This is a genomic window from Meridianimarinicoccus aquatilis (assembly GCF_004358675.1).
Classification (GTDB): Bacteria; Pseudomonadota; Alphaproteobacteria; order Rhodobacterales; family Rhodobacteraceae; genus Meridianimarinicoccus; species Meridianimarinicoccus aquatilis.
In genome coordinates, this window is the sequence record NZ_SMZO01000003.1 from 34,990 (window position 1) to 54,974 (window position 19,985).

Below are 19,985 nucleotides of genomic sequence, written 5' to 3' on the forward strand. Positions count from 1 at the left end.
AACGCCGGGCCGCGCACCCGTCCAGTACGCCGCCGCGACGTTGCGTCGGCATCCGTTGACCTAGTGACATTTTTGGGGTTCCCTGCGCGTCACTCGAACAAAGGACGCAGGCTCGATGACAGACACAAAACCGGCAGAGCGCCTGACATTCAAAGAAATGTGCGCCCGCTTTGACGTGACCCCACGCACATTGCGCTATTACGAATACATCGAACTTCTTCAGCCGGAAAAGGAAGGCCGATCGCGATTTTATGGATCGCGTGAATTGGCCCGGATGGTTCTGATCATGCGCGGCCGCCGATTCGGGTTCAGCCTTGAAGATATCCGCCAATGGCTGATGATTTACGATGAAACCGGGACACAGGCGCAAATGCAGGCGTGGCTCGACCTTGCCGACCGCCAGCTTCAGTCTCTGGCAGAGCAAAAGGCCCAGCTGGAAAGCGCCATCGACGAATTGCACGACCTGCGCGAGAGCGTGGCTAAGTCGCTGAAGTAAGTTCGTTTGCTGCACTGAAGGCGTGAAATGTAACGCCACCGGCCAAAAATTTCACCCATTTCAGTGGATAGAGCAGCGAAAAGTTGCCAACCCGACGAATGATCGCCTGCTCACAGCACAGTGATCGGCGCGGGCATTCCCCCCTCAATCAAAGGAGCTTACGTCTGAAGTGATAAGCGGCGTGCATGCGATCGAAAATTAATTCGCTCGCTGAACAAATTTGGTCTGTCCTTCGCCGCTGGAGTGAATAAAAAATGACGCCGCGTACTTTACTCCTCTGACGCCACGTTCCATTTACGCGAACGTCACTTTGAATGTATAAATCTACCGAACGCTCGCGGTCGGTGGCCCCCTCAACCACACGACCAACGGACACAAACATGACGGAAACAATGACAATCCGGGAAATGTGCGACGCTTACAACGTAACGCCGCGCACCCTGCGCTTTTACGAAGCAAAGGAGCTGCTAAGCCCAATTCGACAAGGACAAAAGCGACTGTTCACACGGCGCGACCGCACAAGGCTGACACTGATCCTGCGCGGGAAACGCTTCGGACTGAGCTTGGAAGAAATTCGCCAGATCCTCGATCTTTACCGACCTGACGGAGACCCTCATCCGCAACTTAGCGAAGCTTGCACCATTGGCGAACGGCATCTGGAACGGATGATTGCACAACGCGCGTCTCTGGATGAGGCGATCAAGGAACTGGAAGAGCAACTGCAAATCGGCCGCGAACAACTGGCAGAGATAGAAGCCGCGAAACGCGCCGCAGAATAACGTGCCCCCAAGGGGCGCGATCAGCCCCAAGGGAGACCAACAACCATGCCCATCTACACGGCGCCAACGCACGACTTACAATTTGTCTTGCAAGATGTTCTGAACATTTCTCGGTCTGACACGCCCGGCTATGACGAACTTGACGAAGATACGACAGCAGCCGTGCTGGATGAGGCTGGAAAACTGGCCGTCAACGTGCTGGCCCCGTTGAACGGGGTCGGCGATGAGCAAGGCTGCACACTGGAAAACGGTGTCGTTCGAACGCCTGAGGGCTTCAAAGATGCCTATGACCAGATGCGCGCCGGGGGCTGGATGGGGCTGGATGCAGACCCGGAATTCGGCGGCCAGGGCATGCCCTATGTCATGAATTGCGCGGTTGGCGAAATGTTCGTGTCGTCCAACATGGCGTTCAACATGTATCAGGGCCTGACGCATGGCGCTTATTCGGCGATCCATGCCCATGGCTCTGAGGCGCAAAAGGCGACGTACCTTCCAAACATGATCGACGGGATCTGGTCGGGAACAATGAACCTGACCGAACCGCAATGCGGCACCGATCTTGGGCTGATCCGCACGAAGGCGGAACCGCAGGACGATGGCAGCTACCGCGTTTCGGGAACCAAGATCTGGATCTCGGCAGGCGAACACGACTTGTCCGAGAATATCATTCATCTCGTGCTGGCCCGCACCCCTGATGCTCCTGCCGGGGTCAAAGGTATTTCGCTCTTTATCGTTCCCAAGTTCCTCGTGAACGAGGATGGCAGCCTTGGTGCGCGCAACGCGCTGTCCTGCGGCGGGCTGGAGAAGAAGATGGGCATCCACGGAAATGCCACCTGTGTGATGAACTATGACGGCGCGACCGGGTATCTGGTGGGCGAATTGAACAAAGGCATGCGCGCCATGTTCACTATGATGAACGAAGCGCGGATCGGTGTAGGATTGCAGGGCTATTCCCAAGGGGTGGTCGCCTATCAAAACGCCGCCGCCTTTGCAAAAGACCGCCTTCAGGGCCGCGACATAACCGGTGCCCAAAACCCGGACGGCCCCGCAGACCCGATTATCGTACATCCTGATGTGCGCCGCAATCTGATGGACCAAAAAAGCTTTGTGGAAGGCGCGCGGGCCCTCACGATGTGGGGGGCGACCCTGATCGACAAGGCGCATTTGGCGGGTGATGCCGAAGCGCAATCAATGATTTCGCTGCTGACGCCGGTCATCAAGGGCTTCCTGACGGATAAGGGGTTCGAAACAACGGTTCTGGCGCAGCAGACTTTGGGCGGTTCGGGGTTCACACGCGATTGGGGGCTGGAACAGTTCGTGCGCGATGCACGGATCACGATGATCTATGAGGGCACGAACGGCGTGCAATCGCTTGATCTGGTAGGGCGCAAACTGCCTGCCGAAGGCGGAAAGCCCGTGATGGCCTTCTTCGACCTGATCAAAACGTTCATCAAAGAGAACGAAGGCGAAGACGCTTTGAAGGACGACTTCCTTGAGCCGCTCAAGGCAGCGTCCAAGGACCTTCAGGCAGCCGCGATGTATTTCATGCAAAACGGCATGAAGAACCCGGCCAATGCGCTGTCGGGATCCTATGATTTCCTGCATTTGTTCGGGCATGTGTCCCTTGGCTATATGTGGGCGCGGATGGCCAAAGTCGCCGCCGAACAGCTGGAGGCGGGCACTGGCGATACAGAGTTCCTGCAATCCAAACTGACCACCGGACGCTATTACATGGCTCGCCAACTGCCTGCCACAGCGCTCCACAGGACGAGGATTGAGTCGGGTGGCGACACCGTAATGGGCCTCAAAGCCGCAAGCTTCTGACCGCTGTGTTGAAGGTGGAAGGGGCGCTCCCGCCCGTCTTCGACATCTACCGATGTCTTATCCCGTTGGGCCCGGCAGCGCGCCATGCGCGCTGCGGTTGGTGACATCGGCCAGATTGTGAACACCAATGGCTAGGGGCGCGTGAACGCCCTGGTCACGCAACCGCCTAACGGAACGCAACGTCGAATAATCGACCCCTTGTGATCGGCGCAGCATCGGCTTCAGATACCCCGACACCGAGCCTTGGATCGCAAAAGGAATAATCGCATGACGCTTAAACTCCACTGTTTCGGAGAATCTGGAAACGCCTACAAGGCGGCGCTTGCTCTCGAACTGTCAGGCCTTGATTGGGAACCGATCTTTGTCGATTTCTTCAACGGTGCGGCCCGAACAGACGCATTTCGCGCCCTCAACCCCATGGCCGAAGTCCCCGTTTTGGTGGATGGCGAGACGGTTCTGACCCAGTCCGGTGTGATCCAGCTTTATGTCACTGAAAAGACGGGCCGGTTCGGCGGCACATCCCCGGAAGACCAGCGCGAGGTCCTGCGCTGGATGTTCTGGGACAATCACAAGCTGTCATCCGTGGCGGGCAACACGCGCTTCTTGATGAACTTTCTGCCCGAAGACAAACGCCCCGCCGATGTGATCGCATTTCAACTGGGCCGTCTCAAAGCGGCTTATGGCGTGCTCGAGGCCCATCTGGCAGGCCGTGAGTGGATCGTTGGCACCGCCCCAACCCATGCCGATTTCTGCTGCTGCGGCTATCTGTTCTACCCAGAGAACTTTGGGTTCGACCGAGCCGCGTGGCCACATATCGACGCCTGGCTGAGCCGCCTTGAGAGCCTGCCGGGCTGGAAACACCCCTATGACCTGATGACGCCCGCACGCCCGGAAAACCGCCGGGACACCGCGAAAGGATAACCCATGACCGACGCCTTTATCTATGACGCCGTACGCACCCCGCGCGGCAAGGGCCGCAAAGATGGCAGCCTGCACGAAGTCACCTCGCTGCGCTTGTCAGCCGAGGTTTTGAACGCCGTCAAAAACCGCAACGGGCTCGACACCAAGACAATCGAAGATGTGATCTGGGGCAACGTCACCCAGGTCGGCGAACAGGGCGGCTGCCTTGCGCGGTCTGCTGTTCTTGCCTCTGACTTTGACGAACAGGTCCCCGGCCTGTCGATCAACCGGTTCTGCGCCAGCGGCATGGAGGCGGTCAACCTTGCCGCCAACCAGGTTCGCGCCGGGGCTGGCCAAGCCTATGTTGCCGGAGGCGTCGAAATGATGAGCCGCGTCGCCATGGGCAGCGACGGCGCCGCGATTGCCGTCGATCCCAGCCTCGCAATGGAGAAATATTTCGTCCCGCAAGGCATTTCAGCCGACATCATTGCCACCGAATACGGCTTCAGCCGCGACGACGCCGACGCGCTTGCCGTCGAAAGCCAACGGCGGGCAAAGGCGGCATGGGATGACGGTCGCTTTGACAAATCCGTCATCACAGTGCGCGACCGCAATGGCCTGTCCATCCTGGACCGTGACGAATATCTCCGCCCCGAAACCGACATGCAAAGCCTTGGCGCGCTCAAGCCCGCCTTCAAGGACATGGGCGAAATCATGCCCGGTTTTGACGCTGTGGCGCTGATGAAATATCCGCATCTGGAGCGGATCAACCACATCCACCACGCGGGCAATTCCAGCGGCATCGTGGATGGCGCCGCTGCCGTTCTGATTGGGGATGCCGATTTCGGCAAAGCCAACGGGCTGAAACCGCGAGCGCGGATTCGCTCGACGGCAAAGATCGGCACCGACCCGACGATCATGCTGACCGGTCCCGTACCCGTCACCGAAAAAATCCTGCGCGACTCGGGCATGACTATCGGCGACATTGATCTGTTTGAAGTAAACGAAGCCTTCGCGGCCGTGGTGCTGCGGTTTCTTCAGGCGTTCGACGCCGACCCGGAACGCGTCAACGTCAACGGCGGCGCAATTGCGATGGGCCACCCGCTTGGTGCAACCGGCGCAATCATCATCGGCGCTTTGCTGGACGAGTTGGAGCGGTCGGACAAGGAAGTTGGACTGGCCACTTTGTGCATCGCGTCAGGGATGGGCGCGGCAACGATCATCGAACGGGTCTGAGCCCGCGAAACATCGGACAAGGGGAGCTGCGCGATGCCGAAACTTGATATGGACACGGTGCCGGTAAAGACCGGATCGATTTATCCCGCACCCTATGCGGCACAGATGGCCGGGCGCAGCTCGCAGCGTTTGGGCACAGCGGGCGGGCTGAGTCAATTCGGCGTCAACCTTGTGACGCTGGAGCCGGGAGCGAGGTCGTCGTTACGCCATTGGCACCTGAACGAGGACGAGTTCGTCATGGTAACCGAAGGCACGCTAAGCCTGTGCGAAGACGCAGGTGAAACCGACATGGGTCGCGGCGATTGCGCAGCCTTTCCGGCCGGGGTGCCCGATGGCCATTGCCTTGTGAACCGGTCCCAGACGGTTGCCCGATTTCTGGTGGTCGGCAGCCGCGCCCCGCACGAAGTCGCGAGCTATTCTGACGTTGATCTGAAAGTGACGCTCACGAATGGCACAGCGGATTTCACCCACCGGGACGGCAGCCCATACGTTCCTGCAACCGATTGATCGCGCGAAAATACCGACGCGATACCGACGTAATACCGACACGTTACCGACGCCGTTTCACGGCAGGGGAGACAGATAATGACCGATTTCACCTATAACCTTGACGCAGACGGCGTGGCGACCATCACGTGGGACGTTCCCGGCAAATCCATGAATGTGATGAGCCAGCAGGGCTTTGCCGATCTGGACGCCCTGATCGATCGGGCGCTTGCGGACGACGCGTGCAAAGGGGTCGTGATCACCTCGGGCAAGGACACCTTTGCAGGCGGGATGGACCTGAACATCATCGCGGGAATGAAGGAAGCAACTGCTGCCGATCCGGCGCGCGGCGTCTTCGACGGCGTGATGGAAATCCACCACATCCTGCGCAAAATCGAACGCGCGGGCATGGATCCAAAGACACTGAAAGGCGGAAAACCCATCGCCGCCGCCCTGCCCGGCACCGCGCTTGGGATCGGGCTCGAAATTCCGCTGGCTTGCCACCGGATCTTTGCCGCCGACAATCCCAAGGCCAAGATCGGCCTGCCCGAAATTCAGGTTGGCATCTTCCCCGGTGCGGGGGGCACGACACGTCTGGCGCGCAAACTGGGCGCAATGGCCGCCGCACCCTTTTTGTTGGAAGGCAAGCTCAGCGATCCCAAGAAGGCAAAATCAGCCGGGTTGATCGACGAAGTAACTGATCCGGCTGCCCTTTTGCAGACGGCCAAGGATTGGGTGCTGTCGGCAAGCGACAAGGACATCGTAAAACCATGGGATGCAAAGGGCTACAAAATGCCCGGCGGCGCGCCGTATCATCCCGCCGGTTTCATGACCTTTGTCGGCGCAAGCGCAATGATCAACGGCAAGACCAAAGGCGTCTATCCAGCCGCCAAGGCGCTGCTGTCTGCTGTTTATGAAGGGGCGCTCGTGCCTTTCGACACCGCTCTGAAAATCGAAGCGCGCTGGTTTACAACCGTGATGCTGAACCCCTCATCGGGCGCGATGATCCGGTCGCTTTTCATCAACAAGACCGCGCTGGAAAAAGGCGCGAACAGGCCTGCCGTACCCGACGAGACGGTAAAGAAACTTGGTGTTCTTGGGGCTGGCATGATGGGAGCCGGAATCGCCTATGTGTCCGCCAAAGCCGGGATCGAGGTCGTTCTGATCGACCGTGACCAAGCCGCTGCCGACAAGGGACGTGCGCATTGCGAAGCCTTGCTCGACAAGGGCGTAAGCCGCCGCAAGATCACTGCTGAAACGAAAGATGCGGTTCTGGAACGCATTACCGCGACCCCTGATTTCGCCGCCCTTGAAGGCTGCGATCTGGTGGTCGAAGCCGTGTTCGAAGACCCAAAGGTAAAGGCGGAAACCACCGCCAAAGCCGAAGCGCACCTGCCCGAAACAGCGATCTTCGCCACCAACACGTCCACCCTGCCCATTAGCGAACTGGCCAAAGCCAGCCGGTCGGCAGAGCAGTTTATCGGCATTCATTTCTTCAGCCCTGTGGACAAGATGCTGCTGGTCGAGATCATTCGCGGCAAACACACGGGCGACCGTGCCGTGGCCAAAGCGCTCGATTTCGTGCGCCAGATCCGCAAGACGCCGATTGTGGTCAACGACGCGCGGTTCTTCTACGCCAACCGCTGTATCCTGCCCTACACCAACGAAGGCATCCGCATGCTGCGCGAAGGGGTCGCCCCCGCATTGATCGAAAACGCCGCCAAGCTGGTTGGCATGCCGCTTGGTCCGCTGCAATTGATCGACGAGATAAGCATTGATCTGGGGGCAAAGATTGCCCGCGCAACCAAGGCGGGGATGGGGGACGCGTACCCTGATACAGATGTCGATGAGGTGATCTTTTGGATGGAAGATCAAGGCCGTATGGGCCGCAAGGCCAATGCAGGGTTCTATGCCTATGACGAAAAGGGCAAGCGCACTGGTCTTTGGGACGGGCTCGCCGAAGAGTATCCTACGGCAGAAACACAGCCTGACCTCGCAATAGTGCAACACCGGCTCTTGATGGCGCAAGTGCTGGAAGCGGTCCGTGCCTTTGAAGAAGGGGTGCTGATGGACATCCGCGAAGGCGACGTGGCAGGCATCTTGGGCTGGGGCTTTGCGCCTTGGTCCGGCGGTCCGATCAGTTGGTTGGACATCATCGGCGCAGGCAAGGCGGTCGCAATCTGCGACGGACTGGAAGCAGTGCACGGCGCACGCTTCAAAGCGCCCGGCCTGCTGCGCGAGTTGGCGGAAAGTGATGACAGCTTTTACGGTCGGTTTGGGCCAGAGGCCAAAAAAGCAGCCTAGGCGCACCCCGCCGCAAGTGATCGCAAAAAAGCAGCGAGGGGGCGTAAGCGCGCCCTCGCCTAGCTTTGCGGCGGCTGATCCAAAGCGCGCCGCCCCCGCAAGGCGATGACAGCGCCCGACACGATCAAGAGCGCAATCCCAGCCAAAGCGACGGGCCCCACACGATCCCCAAGCAGCACATATCCCCAGAACACCGCGAACAGCAAAAGCGCATACTCATAAACCGCGATGAACGACGCTTCGCCAAGTTGGTAAGCCCGAATGATCAACGCAACTGCGACGAGCGAGAAAATCGCCTGCGCGATGGTCCAGACCCATGCCGCCGCCGACATCTGTCCCCAGAATCGGACCATAAATCCTGCTGCGCCCTCAGGCACCGGCTGCGGAAACACAGCCAGAACACCAAGGCCCACGAGCCCCCAAAGACCCATCGCGGCGAAAAAGCCAAACAGCAGGGTCTGCGCCGCCTCACCACCGCACCATTCGCGGGTGGCAATCTGGGCCAGCGCGTAAAACAGGCCGGACACGATGGGCAGCAACGTCAACCAGCCCACCTGCCCTGCCTCGGGCCGCAGAACCATCAGAACGGCGACAAACCCCACCCCAACCGCAGCCAGACGCAACGCGCCCACGCGCTGACCGTAAAAAGCAATCGACAGCAACAAGATGAACAGCGGCGCAGTGAACAGGCCTGCGACCGCCTCGGAAATTGGCAAGACCGCAAGCGCCCCGAAATAGATCATCAATCCGCATGACAGAACGAAACTGCGCGCGATAACGGGGCGCCACCGCCGAGGCCGCAACCGCATGCCGCGCCACCTTGCCAGCGCGATCAGCATTCCCAGCGCCATGGCGGACCGGATGACCTGAAATTGCCACAGACCTGCTGTTTCCGCGATAATCACAACATAATTGTCCACAAGCCCCATCAACGCCATGGCGGTGAGGATCATGGCAACGGCGGCCAGTGGTCGGGGGGCGGTTTGGCTTTCTGACATGCCCCCATAGGCCGTAGCGCCCGGCCCGCGTCAAGACCACCTGTCACTGCGCGATTGTACAGCGCGTCGCGCTGGCCTAATCTCTGCGCGAGGCAGGACAACATGCACAGTAACAGGCCCCGTCCATGACGGTGTTATCCAAATACGAGCGTCTTGAATGCGCAGGTATCTGGCATCCAGCCCCGGATGCGCAGCGCCAAGACGTGTTCGTGTCACTGGGCAAGGCGACATTGGTCATCAAGGACGCGAACGATACGGCGCTTGCCCATTGGTCCCTGCCTGCGGTGCACCGCATCAATCCCGGCGAACGGCCGGCTTTGTACACCCCCGGCGCGGATGCCGACGAGCTACTGGAACTTGATGACGAGAGCATGATCGAAGCGGTGCGAATCGTCGGGCGCGCCCTAGGCAAGGCGCGCGCCCATCCCGGACGGCTCCGGCGTGGGATTTTTATGGTCAGTGCGGTCGCATTGGTGGGGCTGTCCGTATGGTGGCTTCCCGGCGCGGTCACTCGGCACACGGCCGACTTGATGCCCGGTGGGCTACGCGGCGAAATCGGTCAACGACTGTTACGAGAACTGATCCCTTATGCCGGGCAACCCTGCACGAGCCGCAGCGGCACACAAGCCCTGACGATGTTGCACAACCGGCTTCTAAGCGAACCGGGTTGGTCTGTGGTTATTGTCCCCGGTGGCCCAGCAGTGGCAGCGCATCTTCCGGGCCGGATAATCATGCTTCGAAAAGACGTGATCGAAGAGCAGAACACCCCGCAACTTGCCGCTGGTCTGATCCTTGCCGAAGCCGCGCTTGCGACCGACCAAGACCCGATTCTGGCGCTTATTCAGTCGGCTGGACTGCCCGCAACCTTTCAGCTTCTGACCCAAGGCGCAGTCTCGGACGAGACGTTGCAAGCATATGCTGCCAAGATTTTGACAGAGCCGCCTGCCCCGCTACCGCCCGAAGCTCTTTCGGCGCAGTTCGCAGAACTCGGGATACCGATGGCGCCCTATGCGGCAGCAACCGGCCAAACCGTCGGTCAAACCGTCACAGAAAAATCTGATCCATCCGCGCGCCCACTTCTGAGCGACGCGACTTGGCTCAAGCTGCGCAGTATCTGCGAGAACTGACATGAAAAAGGACCGTCGTTTCCGGCGGTCCTTTTCATATATGAAGGGGAATATTGGTTCTCGGGTAGCAACCGAAAGGCGTTCTCCATTCCCCCTCAAGTGGAGTGTCAGGCCGCTTTGCGGCGCACGAAGCCCAAGCCCCCAAGGGCGCCAACAAGCAACAGACCCGCCGCAGGAACCGGCACAGGCGCGGTGTACGTTACAAGGTTCTGGCTGCCGCTGTTTTCCAAGAAGGTTACACGGTTAGCGGACAGCAAGGTCCAATCGTCCAACCCGGCGCCGTCCAGTTTGCTCAACCAACCCTGCGCGAGCGCGAATACGCCGGCGGAGTTGTCTTCAAAAGTATTTGTCAGACCAGATTGGAACCCAAGAAACGTGCTGCCTGGCATGTTCTCAAAGCTGTTTGCCGTGATGTCGAACGCGTCACCGGCGGATGTGCTGATGTCGCCATAACCCAACTTCCAGATCGCAAGTTGCGTTGCTGCGTGATGCTGCGCGTCCCCGGCGGGATCAAAGGCTGTCCCCAGCAAGGTTGCCATCAATCCACGACGGTCATTTGAGAAGAGCGAGTTGTTTTCAGTGTAGGTCACGGCGGACCCGGTGCTCGTCGTGATCGACTGAGTGACCTCAACGCAGAAAGCGATGAAATCTTCATAGGCATCCGTTGTGCCAGCTTCACGTTTTTTCAGGTGGAATGATCCGGCAGACGTATTGACCACGGACTGAGTGGTTGGGTTTGCAGTGTTGATCTGGCCAGCAACCGACTTTGTCTCGGTCCCATCATCGGCAAGTGTCGCACGCTGCTGCAGAACGTCGTACGTTGCGGCATGCCCAGCCAAAGGCACAACACCAAAAGACAATGCAATAATGGCTGCGCAGTTTCTAAATTTCTTCATTTCAATCACTCCATTTCACGACGGCGCGTGCGCCCAAAAGTTACCGACGGGCTGAGTGACATTGAGTTGGAAGTGTCAGAGCCCTCGGTTGACCTCTGGGTAGCACTCATCGCGAAAACAGTGCTATTCTTTTAAAATTAGAGGGTTAACCGGTAAATTGGTTAACGAATCTTGTAGATCCGGGTTTGACCTTTAGACCGGGCTGTTGATCATCGGCTCTTTGCGAGCAGCCCGAAGCGTATCAGCCGATTGCCGCACCACATCCGAAATTTGCATCAACTGATCGGCCAAAGGGCTGCTTTTGCGCCAGATCATTCCGATGGTTCGGCGTGGTTGCGGCGCGCTGAACCGCGCGATCGACACCGCAGCGGACCGGGTCTCAACTGGCACAGCCATTTCCGGAATAAGGGTGACTCCAATCCCCGCCCCAACCATTTGCACCAACGTGGACAAGGAACTTCCATCCAAAAGTTCACGCGGCGGCGCTGCGTGCACCTTGCAAAACGACAAGGCCTGGTCGCGGAAACAATGCCCTTCTTCAAGCAGCAGAAGGCGCATCTCCCGCAGGGTCTCGGCACTGGGCACAGGCTTGTTGGCGTCGCTGTCCGGGCGGACAAGCACAAAGTCCTCTGCGAACAGTGCAACCTCTTCAAAGGAAGGCTCTGACACGGGCAATGCCACTATGGCGGTGTCCAACCGGCCCTCGGTTAACTCGTGAATGAGTTTAGGTGTCACAGTTTCACGTACGCGAATATCCAGACCGTCATAGAGTCGAGACAGATTGCCGATAAATGTCGGCAGCAGATACGGCGCGATGGTTGGAATCACCCCAATTCGAAGCCGCCCGACAAGCCGGTCGCAACTCGCGCGGGCCAAATCGCCAAGTTCATCCACGGATCGCAGAATATCTTGAACACGTTCTGCGAATTCTTCACCGAACCCGGTAAGCCGAACCTGCCGCGCTGTGCGTTCGAACAAGGCTGTGCCAAGTGTTTCTTCAAGTTCCTTGATCTGCATCGAGAGTGCAGGCTGGGAGATCGCACAGGCATCAGCCGCCCGCCCAAAATGACCATGGCGTGCCAATGCTTCGAAATAACGCAAATGTTTGAGCGTGAGATTCTTCATCAGAAATTCTTATCCAACCGATCAGAAAATTCAACTTAAACTAATCGGTCAGCTTTGATAGAACGATTCCAAACAACGGTGGTCAAACGTTATCCAAGCCAAGCTGCCAGGATCTTACATTGGATCATAGGCATTGGCATGACACGTGAACCGGCCGCCACACATACAGATACCGATATAAAAGAGCCAGGAGTGGAGAAGACAATGGACGGAAACGATACCCCAACAGGCGGATGCCCTGTCATGCATGGCGGCAACACATCGAGCGGCAATTCCAACATGAGCTGGTGGCCCAATGCGTTGAACCTTGAAATCCTGAGCCAGCACGACACCAAAACAAACCCGCTTGGCGAAGAGTTTGATTATCGCAAAGAGCTTGAAAAGCTTGATGTCGATGCGTTGAAAGCCGATCTGACCGCATTGATGACCGACAGCCAAGACTGGTGGCCCGCCGACTGGGGCCACTATGGTGGCTTGATGATCCGCATGGCATGGCACGCTGCGGGCTCCTACCGCCTTGCCGATGGCCGTGGTGGCGGCGCGACGGGCAACCAACGCTTTGCCCCTCTGAATTCCTGGCCGGACAATGCCAACCTCGACAAAGCGCGCCGTCTGCTGTGGCCGATCAAGCGCAAGTACGGCAACCAGGTGAGCTGGGCCGACCTCATCCTGTTGGCCGGGAACGTGGCCTATGAATCCATGGGTCTGAAGACGTTTGGCTTTGGCTTTGGCCGGGCCGACATCTGGCATCCTGAACTGGACACCTATTGGGGTGCAGAAAAGGAATGGCTGGCGCCGAGCGACGAGCGCTATGGCGACGTGGCAAACCCGTCGACGATGGAAAACCCGTTGGCAGCTGTTCAGATGGGCCTGATCTATGTGAACCCGGAAGGCGTGAACGGGCAACCTGACCCGTTGGCAACTGGCGCACAGATCCGTGAAACCTTTGCCCGCATGGCGATGAACGACGAAGAGACCGCGGCGCTGACGGCTGGCGGCCACACGGTCGGGAAATGCCACGGCAACGGCAACCCGGATGAACTGAGCCCGGAACCCGAAGGCGCGGATATCAGCGAACAGGGACTTGGCTGGGTGAACCACAAGTCCCGCGGTGTGGGCCGGAACACCCTGACAGGTGGACCAGAGGGCGCATGGACGACGAACCCGACCCAGTGGGACATGGGCTATTTCGACATGCTGCTGGATCATGAATGGGAACTGACCAAGTCGCCCGCAGGCGCGTGGCAGTGGAAGCCGGTCGAGATCGCAGAAGAGGACAAACCGGTTGATGTGGAAGATGCCTCTATTCGCGTGATGCCGATGATGACCGATGCCGATATGGCCATGAAGGTCGACCCGGTTTACCGCGAGATCATGGATCGCTTCCGCAAGGACCCGGACTATTTCTCGGATACCTTTGCGCGCGCTTGGTTCAAGCTGACCCACCGCGACATGGGCCCCCGGCCAAACTATTACGGGCCCGAAGTTCCTGCCGAAGATCTGATCTGGCAAGATCCGATCCCGGCTGGCCCAACGGATTTCGATATCGCCGCAGCCAAGGAAAAAATTGCGCAAAGCGGCCTGTCCGTGTCCGATATGGTCGCGACAGCCTGGGACAGCGCTCGCACATTCCGTGGGTCTGACAAGCGCGGCGGTGCCAACGGTGCACGCATCCGTCTTGCACCACAGGCAGAGTGGGAAGGAAACGAACCCGACCGTCTGGCCCGCGTGCTGGGTGTGCTCGAACCCATCGCTGCCGAAGTTGGGGCAAGCGTTGCTGACATCATCGTTCTGGCAGGCAACCTTGGCGTTGAGCTGGCCGCCAAGGCCGGCGGTTTTGATATCGACGTGCCATTCACTCCGGGCCGGGGCGATGCGACTGACGAAATGACCGATGCGGAAAGCTTCGATGTTCTGGAACCGCTGGCCGACGGCTATCGCAACTGGAGCAAGAAAGACTTTGTCGTCAGCACCGAAGAGATGATGCTGGATCGCACTCAACTGATGGGGCTTACGGCACCGGAAATGACTGTTCTGGTCGGTGGGATGCGCGTGATTGGCACCAACTATGGCGGCACGAAACACGGTGTGTTCACCGACCGGGAAGGCGCGTTGACCAACGATTTCTTCGTCAATTTGACGGATATGGGCAACACGTGGAAACCGACCGGCAAGACCGTCTATGACATCTGCGACCGGGCAACCGGTGAGGTGAAATGGACAGCCACACGCGTTGATCTTGTGTTCGGGTCAAACTCGATCCTGCGGTCCTATGCCGAAGTCTATGCCCAAGATGACAGCCGCGAGAAGTTTGTGAAAGACTTCGTAGCCGCTTGGGTCAAGGTTATGGAAGCAGACCGTTTCGACATCGCCTGATTTGATAGGAACGAAAGCCTATGGCGGCGGCTCGAAAGGGTCGCCGCCTGTCTTTGGTCGGTACTCAGTCCAGGTTACCCAAGACGTCGATTAATGTATCGGCCAACAGATCTGCGTCAGCCTTGGAAAACACCAAAGGCGGCCGGATCTTCAGCACATTTCCTGATGTACCACTCGCCGAGATCAGAACCCGCCGGTCACGCATGGCGTTCACAATTGCAACGGCGCGCGCCGGATCAGCGGTTTTTTCCCGCCGATCTTTCACAATCTCCAGTCCGATGAACAGACCGGCCCCCCGCACATCGCCGATAACCGTGTGCCGACTCATTATCTCGGACAGGCGGTTTTTCAGATACAGCCCGGTGTCACGGGCGTTATCCATCAGCCCTTCGTCCTCAAGAACATCCAGCACAGCCCCCGCCGCAGCCATCGCGACAGGGTTACCCCCAAAGGTATTGAAATAGCGCACATTCTGACCGAACGTGTCGATAAGATCCGCCCGCGCGGCCAATCCAGCCACCGGGTAGCCGTTGCCCATCGGCTTTCCCATCGTCACAATATCAGGCACCACATGGTGACGCTGGAAGCCCCACATCGCATCGCCGGTGCGCCCGAACCCGGCTTGCACCTCGTCAGCCACGTACAAAGCTCCGGCCTCGCGCGCGGCCAGCACTGCTGGCGCTATTAAACCGGCCGGTCCATCCAAGATGCCGTCACTGGAAAAGACACTGTCACAAATGAACACAGCCGGCGTCACACCGCAGTGTTTCATATCCTCAAAGGCGGCGCTGACATCGGCGGCGAAGCGCATGGCAGGATCGCCGGCACTGCGATAGGCGCAGGGGGCGGGCACGGTTCTGACATGCGGCGGCACCCCACCCGGAAGACAAAGCGACGGCGAAAACGCTGCAACCGCCTCAGTGACCCCATGATAGGCGGTTTGCGTGACCACAACCCCGGTCCCTCCGGTTGCCATTTTGGCGATACGAAGCGCAAGGTCGTTGGCTTCAGACCCGGTACAGGTGAACATCATGCGGTCAATCGCCCCCGGCAGCGTGCCCAGCACTCGTTCGGCATAGTCCAATGGGGCCGTGTGCAAGTACCGCGTATGCGTTGCCAATGTGCCTGCCTGCGCTGCGATTGCAGACACAACGCGGGGATGACTGTGCCCGACACAGGCCACATTGTTATAGGCGTCGAGATAGGCGTTTTCCTGCGGATCGAACAACCAAACCCCAGCACCACGCACCAGATGAAGGGGGCGTTCGTAAAAAAGCCGGTAGGCCGGGCCCAGAAGGGCCGCGCGGCGTGCGATCATCGTCTGCTCGTCACGCAGGCCCATTGCGGTTTCATCGAGCAGTGCCATGCTGCCGCCCCCTGCCCGTTTCGCACCACATCGGGTAAGGGATACGCCATCAGGGGGACAAGATCAGCGTGTCAAAAAGCGCGGCAACGCTAGGACAGTTCAGATTTCAGAAAGCACAAGAACATCTCAGCAGAACGGTCGGCGTGTTGTTTCAGCCAAGCTTCGTCAATTTGCGCCCCGAATGCCGCGCGCAAAGTGTGCATGTTCGAGACTGGGAAACAGCACAGCGACACAATAAAAACATAGGCTTCGACAGGTGTCACATCATCCCGGAATGCCCCCTGATCCACGCCCCTTTGCAGAATTTCCCCGAGCCGCGTCACTAAAATCGAAGCGCCGCCGATATCGTCGCCCATTTGAAGGATCGTTTCCGCGCCTAGCAGATTTTCAGCACTTAGCATTCGCATGAACCAAGGGTTCTGGCGAAAGTGATCCATCAAGAACACGACTAGCGCCCGCAGCGCCGCATGTGGGTCATCAAGATCGGCGTCAAAAGCGGCCTCTTGATGGCGGTTGCGCAAAATCGCTTCCCGCAACGCAGCAGCATACACCGCATCCCTTCCGCCAAAGTAGTCGTAGATCATCGGCTTGCTAACACCGGCGCGCGACGCGATGCGGTCAACGCGGGCACCGCCATGGCCCATTTCGCTGAACTCGTCCAAAGCCGCCTGAAGAATTGCCGCGCGCGTTGACGCCGCATCACGCTTCTTGCGTACGTTGGGCATTGAGCCTTCGGCAGCCATTGTTTCCCTCCTTCAGCATAGGAGAGTTTAGGTAGGGCTTCCGCAACGTCGTGCCAGCGTGCAAAGCGCGAAAACACGCTGAAAATGCGCTTCTTTTATCGGATGTGTGCAGAACCAACTACACAGAGTTAAGAACACTCTGAATGCGCCGGAACACGCCTCTGCCGACAAATCGCGATCAAGACCGCATAGGGTATTTGTTGGCCGTGCCGCGCCTAGCGCTCGGTCAGCTTCAACTCGATCCGGCGGTTTCTCGCACGCGCCTGTGCTGTACTGCGCGGATCAACGGGTTGGAATTCAGCAAAGCCTGTTGCCGCCAGCCTGTTTGCCGGGAACCCATAATTGTCGATCATGAAGCGCACGACCGACAAAGCCCGCGCCTGGCTCAGTTCCCAATTGTCGGCGAACGGGCCACTTCCAGACACAGGCACATCGTCGGTGTGGCCATCAACGCGAATGACCCAATCAATGCCCGCTGGAATGCTTGCGGCGACTTGCTGCAACGTTTGTGCGACCTTGGCCACCTCTGCGCGCCCTTCCAGCGACAGATCCGCCGCGCCAGAGGCGAACAGAACCTCGGACGAAAACACAAAGCGGTCACCAACAATCTGTACGCCCTGCTGCTCCCCCAGAATCTCGCGCAATCGGCCGAAGAATTCGGAGCGGTAGTTTTCAAGGCGCTGTGCTTCGTCCTCAAGCCGCTTGCGTTCAGCCTCTTCCAACTCAGCCCGGCGACGTTCTTCTTGGGCGACGCGCGCGAGAGCCGTGTTCAGCCGCGCGCCCATCAACTCGATTTGCACGTTTGACGCCGCGTCCCGTGCATCCGCAGTATCCAGCAGAGATTGCAATTCCCCAAGCTGTCCGCGCAGGGCCGCGAGTTGCGCATTCAAGGCCGCGAGCCGCCGTTTGTCGTCGGCACTGGATTCTGACAGATTTGACAACTCGGTCTGCGCGCTGGCCAACAGCTGGGCCTGACGTTCCGCATCCGTTATTGTTGCCGCCAGATCGCTTTCAGCAATCTCACGGGCGGCCAATGCATCGGCAAGACGCTCGCGCAAGTCTTGCGCGGTTGCCCCTTCGTCTTCCAGTCGTGCGCGGGCCGTTTCAAGTTCAGCCCGAGCCGCATCTAGCGCTGTCTCTGACTGATCGCCTTCCAACAGAGCGGCCATCAAACGTTCATCCAAATCGGCTTGGGCTGAACGAGCAGCAGCCAGCAACGTCAATGTGTCCTCTGCCTGCTTGCGCTGCTCCTCCAACGCCAGCGACATTGCCGTCAGTTCCGCATCAGCGTTTTCAAGTCGGGCCCGCAACAGGCGCGCCGCCTCTGCATCTGCAAGACGCGCTGCTTGTGCCTCTGTCAAAGCTTGCGACGCGTCATCCAATTGTCCTTGCAACGTCCCGATCTGATCGGTCTGCGCATCTTGCTGGTTGCGCAAATCGGCAACCATCGCTTGCAGCGCTTCGCGGCGGGCCGCAGCCAACCGGGCTGCCTCCTCGCCTGCGTCAATCTCGGTGCGCGCCTGTGCTAAAGCCGTTTCCAAGGCGTCGCGCCGATCTGTCAAATCCGACACATCCTCGGACAGGTCGGTGACATTCTGCTGCAGATCTGCCACCTGCCCTCGCGCGGCTTCGCGGTCAGCCAGCAACGCCGCCACCTGTGCTTCGAACGCCGTGATCTGGCCCCGTGCAGCGCCCAGCTCTGCGTTGCGCTGTTCCATCTCTGCCGTCAGTGTGTCGATCAGGCGGTTCTGAAACGCCTCATTGTTCTCGGCCCGCGACAGGGCCGCTCCCAGATCATCGACGTCACCTTCCAACTCAAAGTTGCGCTGTTGTTCTGCGCCCAAAGCCGTCGCAAGGGTGTCAATTTCAAGTGTGAGTCGATCCAACTCCGTTTCTTGGCCAGAGATCGTTTCCGTCTGGATCGACTGCACGACCATGAAGATCGTCAGCACGAAGATCAGCACCAGCAACAGGGCCGTCATCGCATCGACAAAGCCCGGCCAGATTGAGGCCTGAAACCGCTGCCCGCTGCGCCGGTTTAGCGCCATGCCTAGCGTCCCTGACCTTGGCCGCCGGACGGATCTGCGGCGATTTCGATCACGCGGGTCAACCGGGCAAGATCGCGGCGCAATTCCATCGTGCTTTCCTGACGGCCTGCGGTCAACTCCTCAAGCACACGCAAAAGCTGCACGTCAATACTGCGAAGGCGCGACCGGGTTTCAGCCTCCAGCGCGTCTGCTTCGGACACGGGCCGTGTCGTAATGGCGTTTATCGCTGCGATCAGGTTCTCCTGCCCCTCAGCGATCCGGCCCAGCGTTGCATTGATGCTGGCTTCTTCGGTCACTTTTTGCGCCAACCGTTCAACAGAGGCGGCAAGTAGACCAAGATTCTCATCGACCGCCGACCGGCTTTGGTCGCTTTCGATGAAGGTCGTGTTGAGGGCGTCGAATTGTTCGGTCATCTGATCCATCAGGGTCGCGAACATGGAACTTTCAGCGCTCATATCCGTATCGCCGGAACTGAACCCGACGCGGGTGATGGACGACAGCCATTCTTCCAATTCGCGGTAAAATCTGTTTTGGCCATGGCCGGCGAAAAGTTCCAGCAATCCCACCACAAGCGACCCGGCAAGCCCTAGCAGAGACGAGGCAAAGGCTGTCCCCATGCCGCCAAGTTGCTTTTCAAGCCCACCGATCAGCCGCCCAAAAATCGCGGTCGAACTTTCGCCATCTTGCGGCGCCAGCGAACGGATTGTGTCCACGACTGCCGGAATTGTAGTCGCCAAGCCATAAAAAGTGCCCAGCAGACCAAGGAAAATGAGAAGGCTGGTGATGTAGCGGGTGATATCACGCGCTTCGTCGAGCCGCGTCGCGACACTGTCGAGGATCGACCGGGACGACGACGCACCGATCTGCATCCGCGCGCCGCGCGACCTCAGCAGGGCGGCCAGTGGGGCCAGCAATCTTGGCGGGCGCTTGATGTCAAAACCGGGGCGGTCGCGGGCGAAGTCTTCGATCCAAGTCACGGCCGATATGAGCTGAAGCACCTGCAAAAAACACGCCAGCACGCCAACCACGAACACAACGCAAATTGTCCCATTAAGCCAAGGACTTGACGCAAAAACCGGGGCAATCCGGGGAAAGGCGAGATAGGCACCCGCGCTGAAGGCACCGATCACGATCAGCATCAAGACAATTTGGCGTATCGGGTGCGAGAATTGCGCACGTACCTCGCGGCTCCGCTGCGGCGTCTGCCGCCCTACGCCTTGCAATGCCATTCGCGTGCCTTTCTCGTGACTTTTTCGGAGCATAGGGTGTACTGCGCCGTGT

16 protein-coding genes are annotated in these 19,985 nt (G+C 59.0%); 9 read left to right on the top strand and 7 right to left on the bottom strand.

What is annotated here, in order from left to right:
• The first annotated feature begins 115 nt into the window (after nucleotides 1-115).
• The 7 genes from E2L05_RS01970 (at nucleotide 116) to E2L05_RS02000 (ending at nucleotide 8,025) form a co-directional block, all read left to right on the top strand.
• On the top strand, nucleotides 116-496 hold the full coding sequence (locus E2L05_RS01970; protein ID WP_133341219.1) for a MerR family transcriptional regulator: 381 nt from the start codon (nucleotides 116-118) through the stop codon (nucleotides 494-496).
• Between the two features lie 380 nt (nucleotides 497-876).
• Entirely contained in the window at nucleotides 877-1,275 is a 399-nt protein-coding gene (locus tag E2L05_RS01975) for a MerR family transcriptional regulator (protein ID WP_133341220.1), read from the top strand.
• 45 nt (nucleotides 1,276-1,320) lie between these two features.
• Nucleotides 1,321-3,099 (top strand): acyl-CoA dehydrogenase C-terminal domain-containing protein, encoded by a 1,779-nt coding sequence (locus tag E2L05_RS01980; protein ID WP_133341221.1) that lies wholly within the window; start codon nucleotides 1,321-1,323, stop codon nucleotides 3,097-3,099.
• A gap of 267 nt (nucleotides 3,100-3,366) precedes the next feature.
• Entirely contained in the window at nucleotides 3,367-4,020 is a 654-nt protein-coding gene (locus E2L05_RS01985) for a glutathione S-transferase family protein (protein ID WP_133341222.1), read from the top strand.
• A 3-nt stretch (nucleotides 4,021-4,023) separates the two neighbouring features.
• The gene (locus E2L05_RS01990; RefSeq protein WP_133341223.1) at nucleotides 4,024-5,235 is read left to right on the top strand and encodes an acetyl-CoA C-acetyltransferase; all 1,212 of its coding nucleotides are present in this window, start codon (nucleotides 4,024-4,026) and stop codon (nucleotides 5,233-5,235) included.
• 33 nt (nucleotides 5,236-5,268) lie between these two features.
• Entirely contained in the window at nucleotides 5,269-5,742 is a 474-nt protein-coding gene (locus E2L05_RS01995; RefSeq protein WP_133341224.1) for a cupin domain-containing protein, read from the top strand.
• A 78-nt stretch (nucleotides 5,743-5,820) separates the two neighbouring features.
• Nucleotides 5,821-8,025, top strand: a complete 2,205-nt coding sequence (locus tag E2L05_RS02000; RefSeq protein WP_133341225.1) for a 3-hydroxyacyl-CoA dehydrogenase NAD-binding domain-containing protein — start codon at nucleotides 5,821-5,823, stop codon at nucleotides 8,023-8,025.
• Between the two features lie 59 nt (nucleotides 8,026-8,084).
• On the opposite strand, the gene E2L05_RS02005 is transcribed toward E2L05_RS02000, so the two are convergent.
• On the bottom strand, nucleotides 8,085-9,023 hold the full coding sequence (locus E2L05_RS02005) for a DMT family transporter (protein WP_133341226.1): 939 nt from the start codon (nucleotides 9,021-9,023) through the stop codon (nucleotides 8,085-8,087).
• A gap of 125 nt (nucleotides 9,024-9,148) precedes the next feature.
• On the opposite strand from E2L05_RS02005, the gene E2L05_RS02010 reads away from it, so the two are divergent.
• Nucleotides 9,149-10,150, top strand: coding sequence for a hypothetical protein (locus E2L05_RS02010; RefSeq protein WP_133341227.1), 1,002 nt, complete (start codon nucleotides 9,149-9,151; stop codon nucleotides 10,148-10,150).
• A 107-nt stretch (nucleotides 10,151-10,257) separates the two neighbouring features.
• On the opposite strand, the gene E2L05_RS02015 is transcribed toward E2L05_RS02010, so the two are convergent.
• Both E2L05_RS02015 and E2L05_RS02020 read right to left on the bottom strand, forming a co-directional pair.
• Nucleotides 10,258-11,046 carry a VPLPA-CTERM sorting domain-containing protein gene (locus E2L05_RS02015; RefSeq protein WP_133341228.1) on the bottom strand — a complete coding sequence of 263 codons (789 nt, stop codon included), beginning with the start codon at nucleotides 11,044-11,046 and terminating at the stop codon, nucleotides 10,258-10,260.
• Between the two features lie 192 nt (nucleotides 11,047-11,238).
• Entirely contained in the window at nucleotides 11,239-12,171 is a 933-nt protein-coding gene (locus E2L05_RS02020) for a LysR substrate-binding domain-containing protein (protein ID WP_133341229.1), read from the bottom strand.
• A gap of 204 nt (nucleotides 12,172-12,375) precedes the next feature.
• On the opposite strand from E2L05_RS02020, the gene katG reads away from it, so the two are divergent.
• On the top strand, nucleotides 12,376-14,547 hold the full coding sequence (gene katG, locus E2L05_RS02025; RefSeq protein WP_133341230.1) for a catalase/peroxidase HPI: 2,172 nt from the start codon (nucleotides 12,376-12,378) through the stop codon (nucleotides 14,545-14,547).
• 64 nt (nucleotides 14,548-14,611) lie between these two features.
• On the opposite strand, the gene E2L05_RS02030 is transcribed toward katG, so the two are convergent.
• From E2L05_RS02030 to E2L05_RS02045, 4 genes are all read right to left on the bottom strand, one after another.
• Nucleotides 14,612-15,913, bottom strand: a complete 1,302-nt coding sequence (locus tag E2L05_RS02030; RefSeq protein ID WP_133341231.1) for an aspartate aminotransferase family protein — start codon at nucleotides 15,911-15,913, stop codon at nucleotides 14,612-14,614.
• Between the two features lie 89 nt (nucleotides 15,914-16,002).
• Complete coding sequence (locus E2L05_RS02035; protein ID WP_133341232.1) at nucleotides 16,003-16,656, bottom strand: TetR/AcrR family transcriptional regulator; 654 nt, start codon at nucleotides 16,654-16,656, stop codon at nucleotides 16,003-16,005.
• A 215-nt stretch (nucleotides 16,657-16,871) separates the two neighbouring features.
• Complete coding sequence (locus E2L05_RS02040; protein ID WP_133341233.1) at nucleotides 16,872-18,704, bottom strand: peptidoglycan -binding protein; 1,833 nt, start codon at nucleotides 18,702-18,704, stop codon at nucleotides 16,872-16,874.
• 2 nt (nucleotides 18,705-18,706) lie between these two features.
• Entirely contained in the window at nucleotides 18,707-19,933 is a 1,227-nt protein-coding gene (locus tag E2L05_RS02045; RefSeq protein ID WP_133341234.1) for a biopolymer transporter ExbB, read from the bottom strand.
• Nucleotides 19,934-19,985: the final 52 nt, after the last annotated feature.

What these genes read in the sequence shown, in the direction of transcription:
- E2L05_RS01970 (WP_133341219.1), top strand. Translation starts at nt 116, where the DNA reads ATGACAGACACAAAACCGGCAGAGCGCCTGACATTCAAAGAAATGTGC.
- E2L05_RS01975 (WP_133341220.1), top strand. Translation starts at nt 877, where the DNA reads ATGACGGAAACAATGACAATCCGGGAAATGTGCGACGCTTACAACGTA.
- E2L05_RS01980 (WP_133341221.1), top strand. Translation starts at nt 1,321, where the DNA reads ATGCCCATCTACACGGCGCCAACGCACGACTTACAATTTGTCTTGCAA.
- E2L05_RS01985 (WP_133341222.1), top strand. Translation starts at nt 3,367, where the DNA reads ATGACGCTTAAACTCCACTGTTTCGGAGAATCTGGAAACGCCTACAAG.
- E2L05_RS01990 (WP_133341223.1), top strand. Translation starts at nt 4,024, where the DNA reads ATGACCGACGCCTTTATCTATGACGCCGTACGCACCCCGCGCGGCAAG.
- E2L05_RS01995 (WP_133341224.1), top strand. Translation starts at nt 5,269, where the DNA reads ATGCCGAAACTTGATATGGACACGGTGCCGGTAAAGACCGGATCGATT.
- E2L05_RS02000 (WP_133341225.1), top strand. Translation starts at nt 5,821, where the DNA reads ATGACCGATTTCACCTATAACCTTGACGCAGACGGCGTGGCGACCATC.
- E2L05_RS02005 (WP_133341226.1), bottom strand. Translation starts at nt 9,023, where the DNA reads ATGTCAGAAAGCCAAACCGCCCCCCGACCACTGGCCGCCGTTGCCATG.
- E2L05_RS02010 (WP_133341227.1), top strand. Translation starts at nt 9,149, where the DNA reads ATGACGGTGTTATCCAAATACGAGCGTCTTGAATGCGCAGGTATCTGG.
- E2L05_RS02015 (WP_133341228.1), bottom strand. Translation starts at nt 11,046, where the DNA reads ATGAAGAAATTTAGAAACTGCGCAGCCATTATTGCATTGTCTTTTGGT.
- E2L05_RS02020 (WP_133341229.1), bottom strand. Translation starts at nt 12,171, where the DNA reads ATGAAGAATCTCACGCTCAAACATTTGCGTTATTTCGAAGCATTGGCA.
- katG (WP_133341230.1), top strand. Translation starts at nt 12,376, where the DNA reads ATGGACGGAAACGATACCCCAACAGGCGGATGCCCTGTCATGCATGGC.
- E2L05_RS02030 (WP_133341231.1), bottom strand. Translation starts at nt 15,913, where the DNA reads ATGGCACTGCTCGATGAAACCGCAATGGGCCTGCGTGACGAGCAGACG.
- E2L05_RS02035 (WP_133341232.1), bottom strand. Translation starts at nt 16,656, where the DNA reads ATGGCTGCCGAAGGCTCAATGCCCAACGTACGCAAGAAGCGTGATGCG.
- E2L05_RS02040 (WP_133341233.1), bottom strand. Translation starts at nt 18,704, where the DNA reads ATGGCGCTAAACCGGCGCAGCGGGCAGCGGTTTCAGGCCTCAATCTGG.
- E2L05_RS02045 (WP_133341234.1), bottom strand. Translation starts at nt 19,933, where the DNA reads ATGGCATTGCAAGGCGTAGGGCGGCAGACGCCGCAGCGGAGCCGCGAG.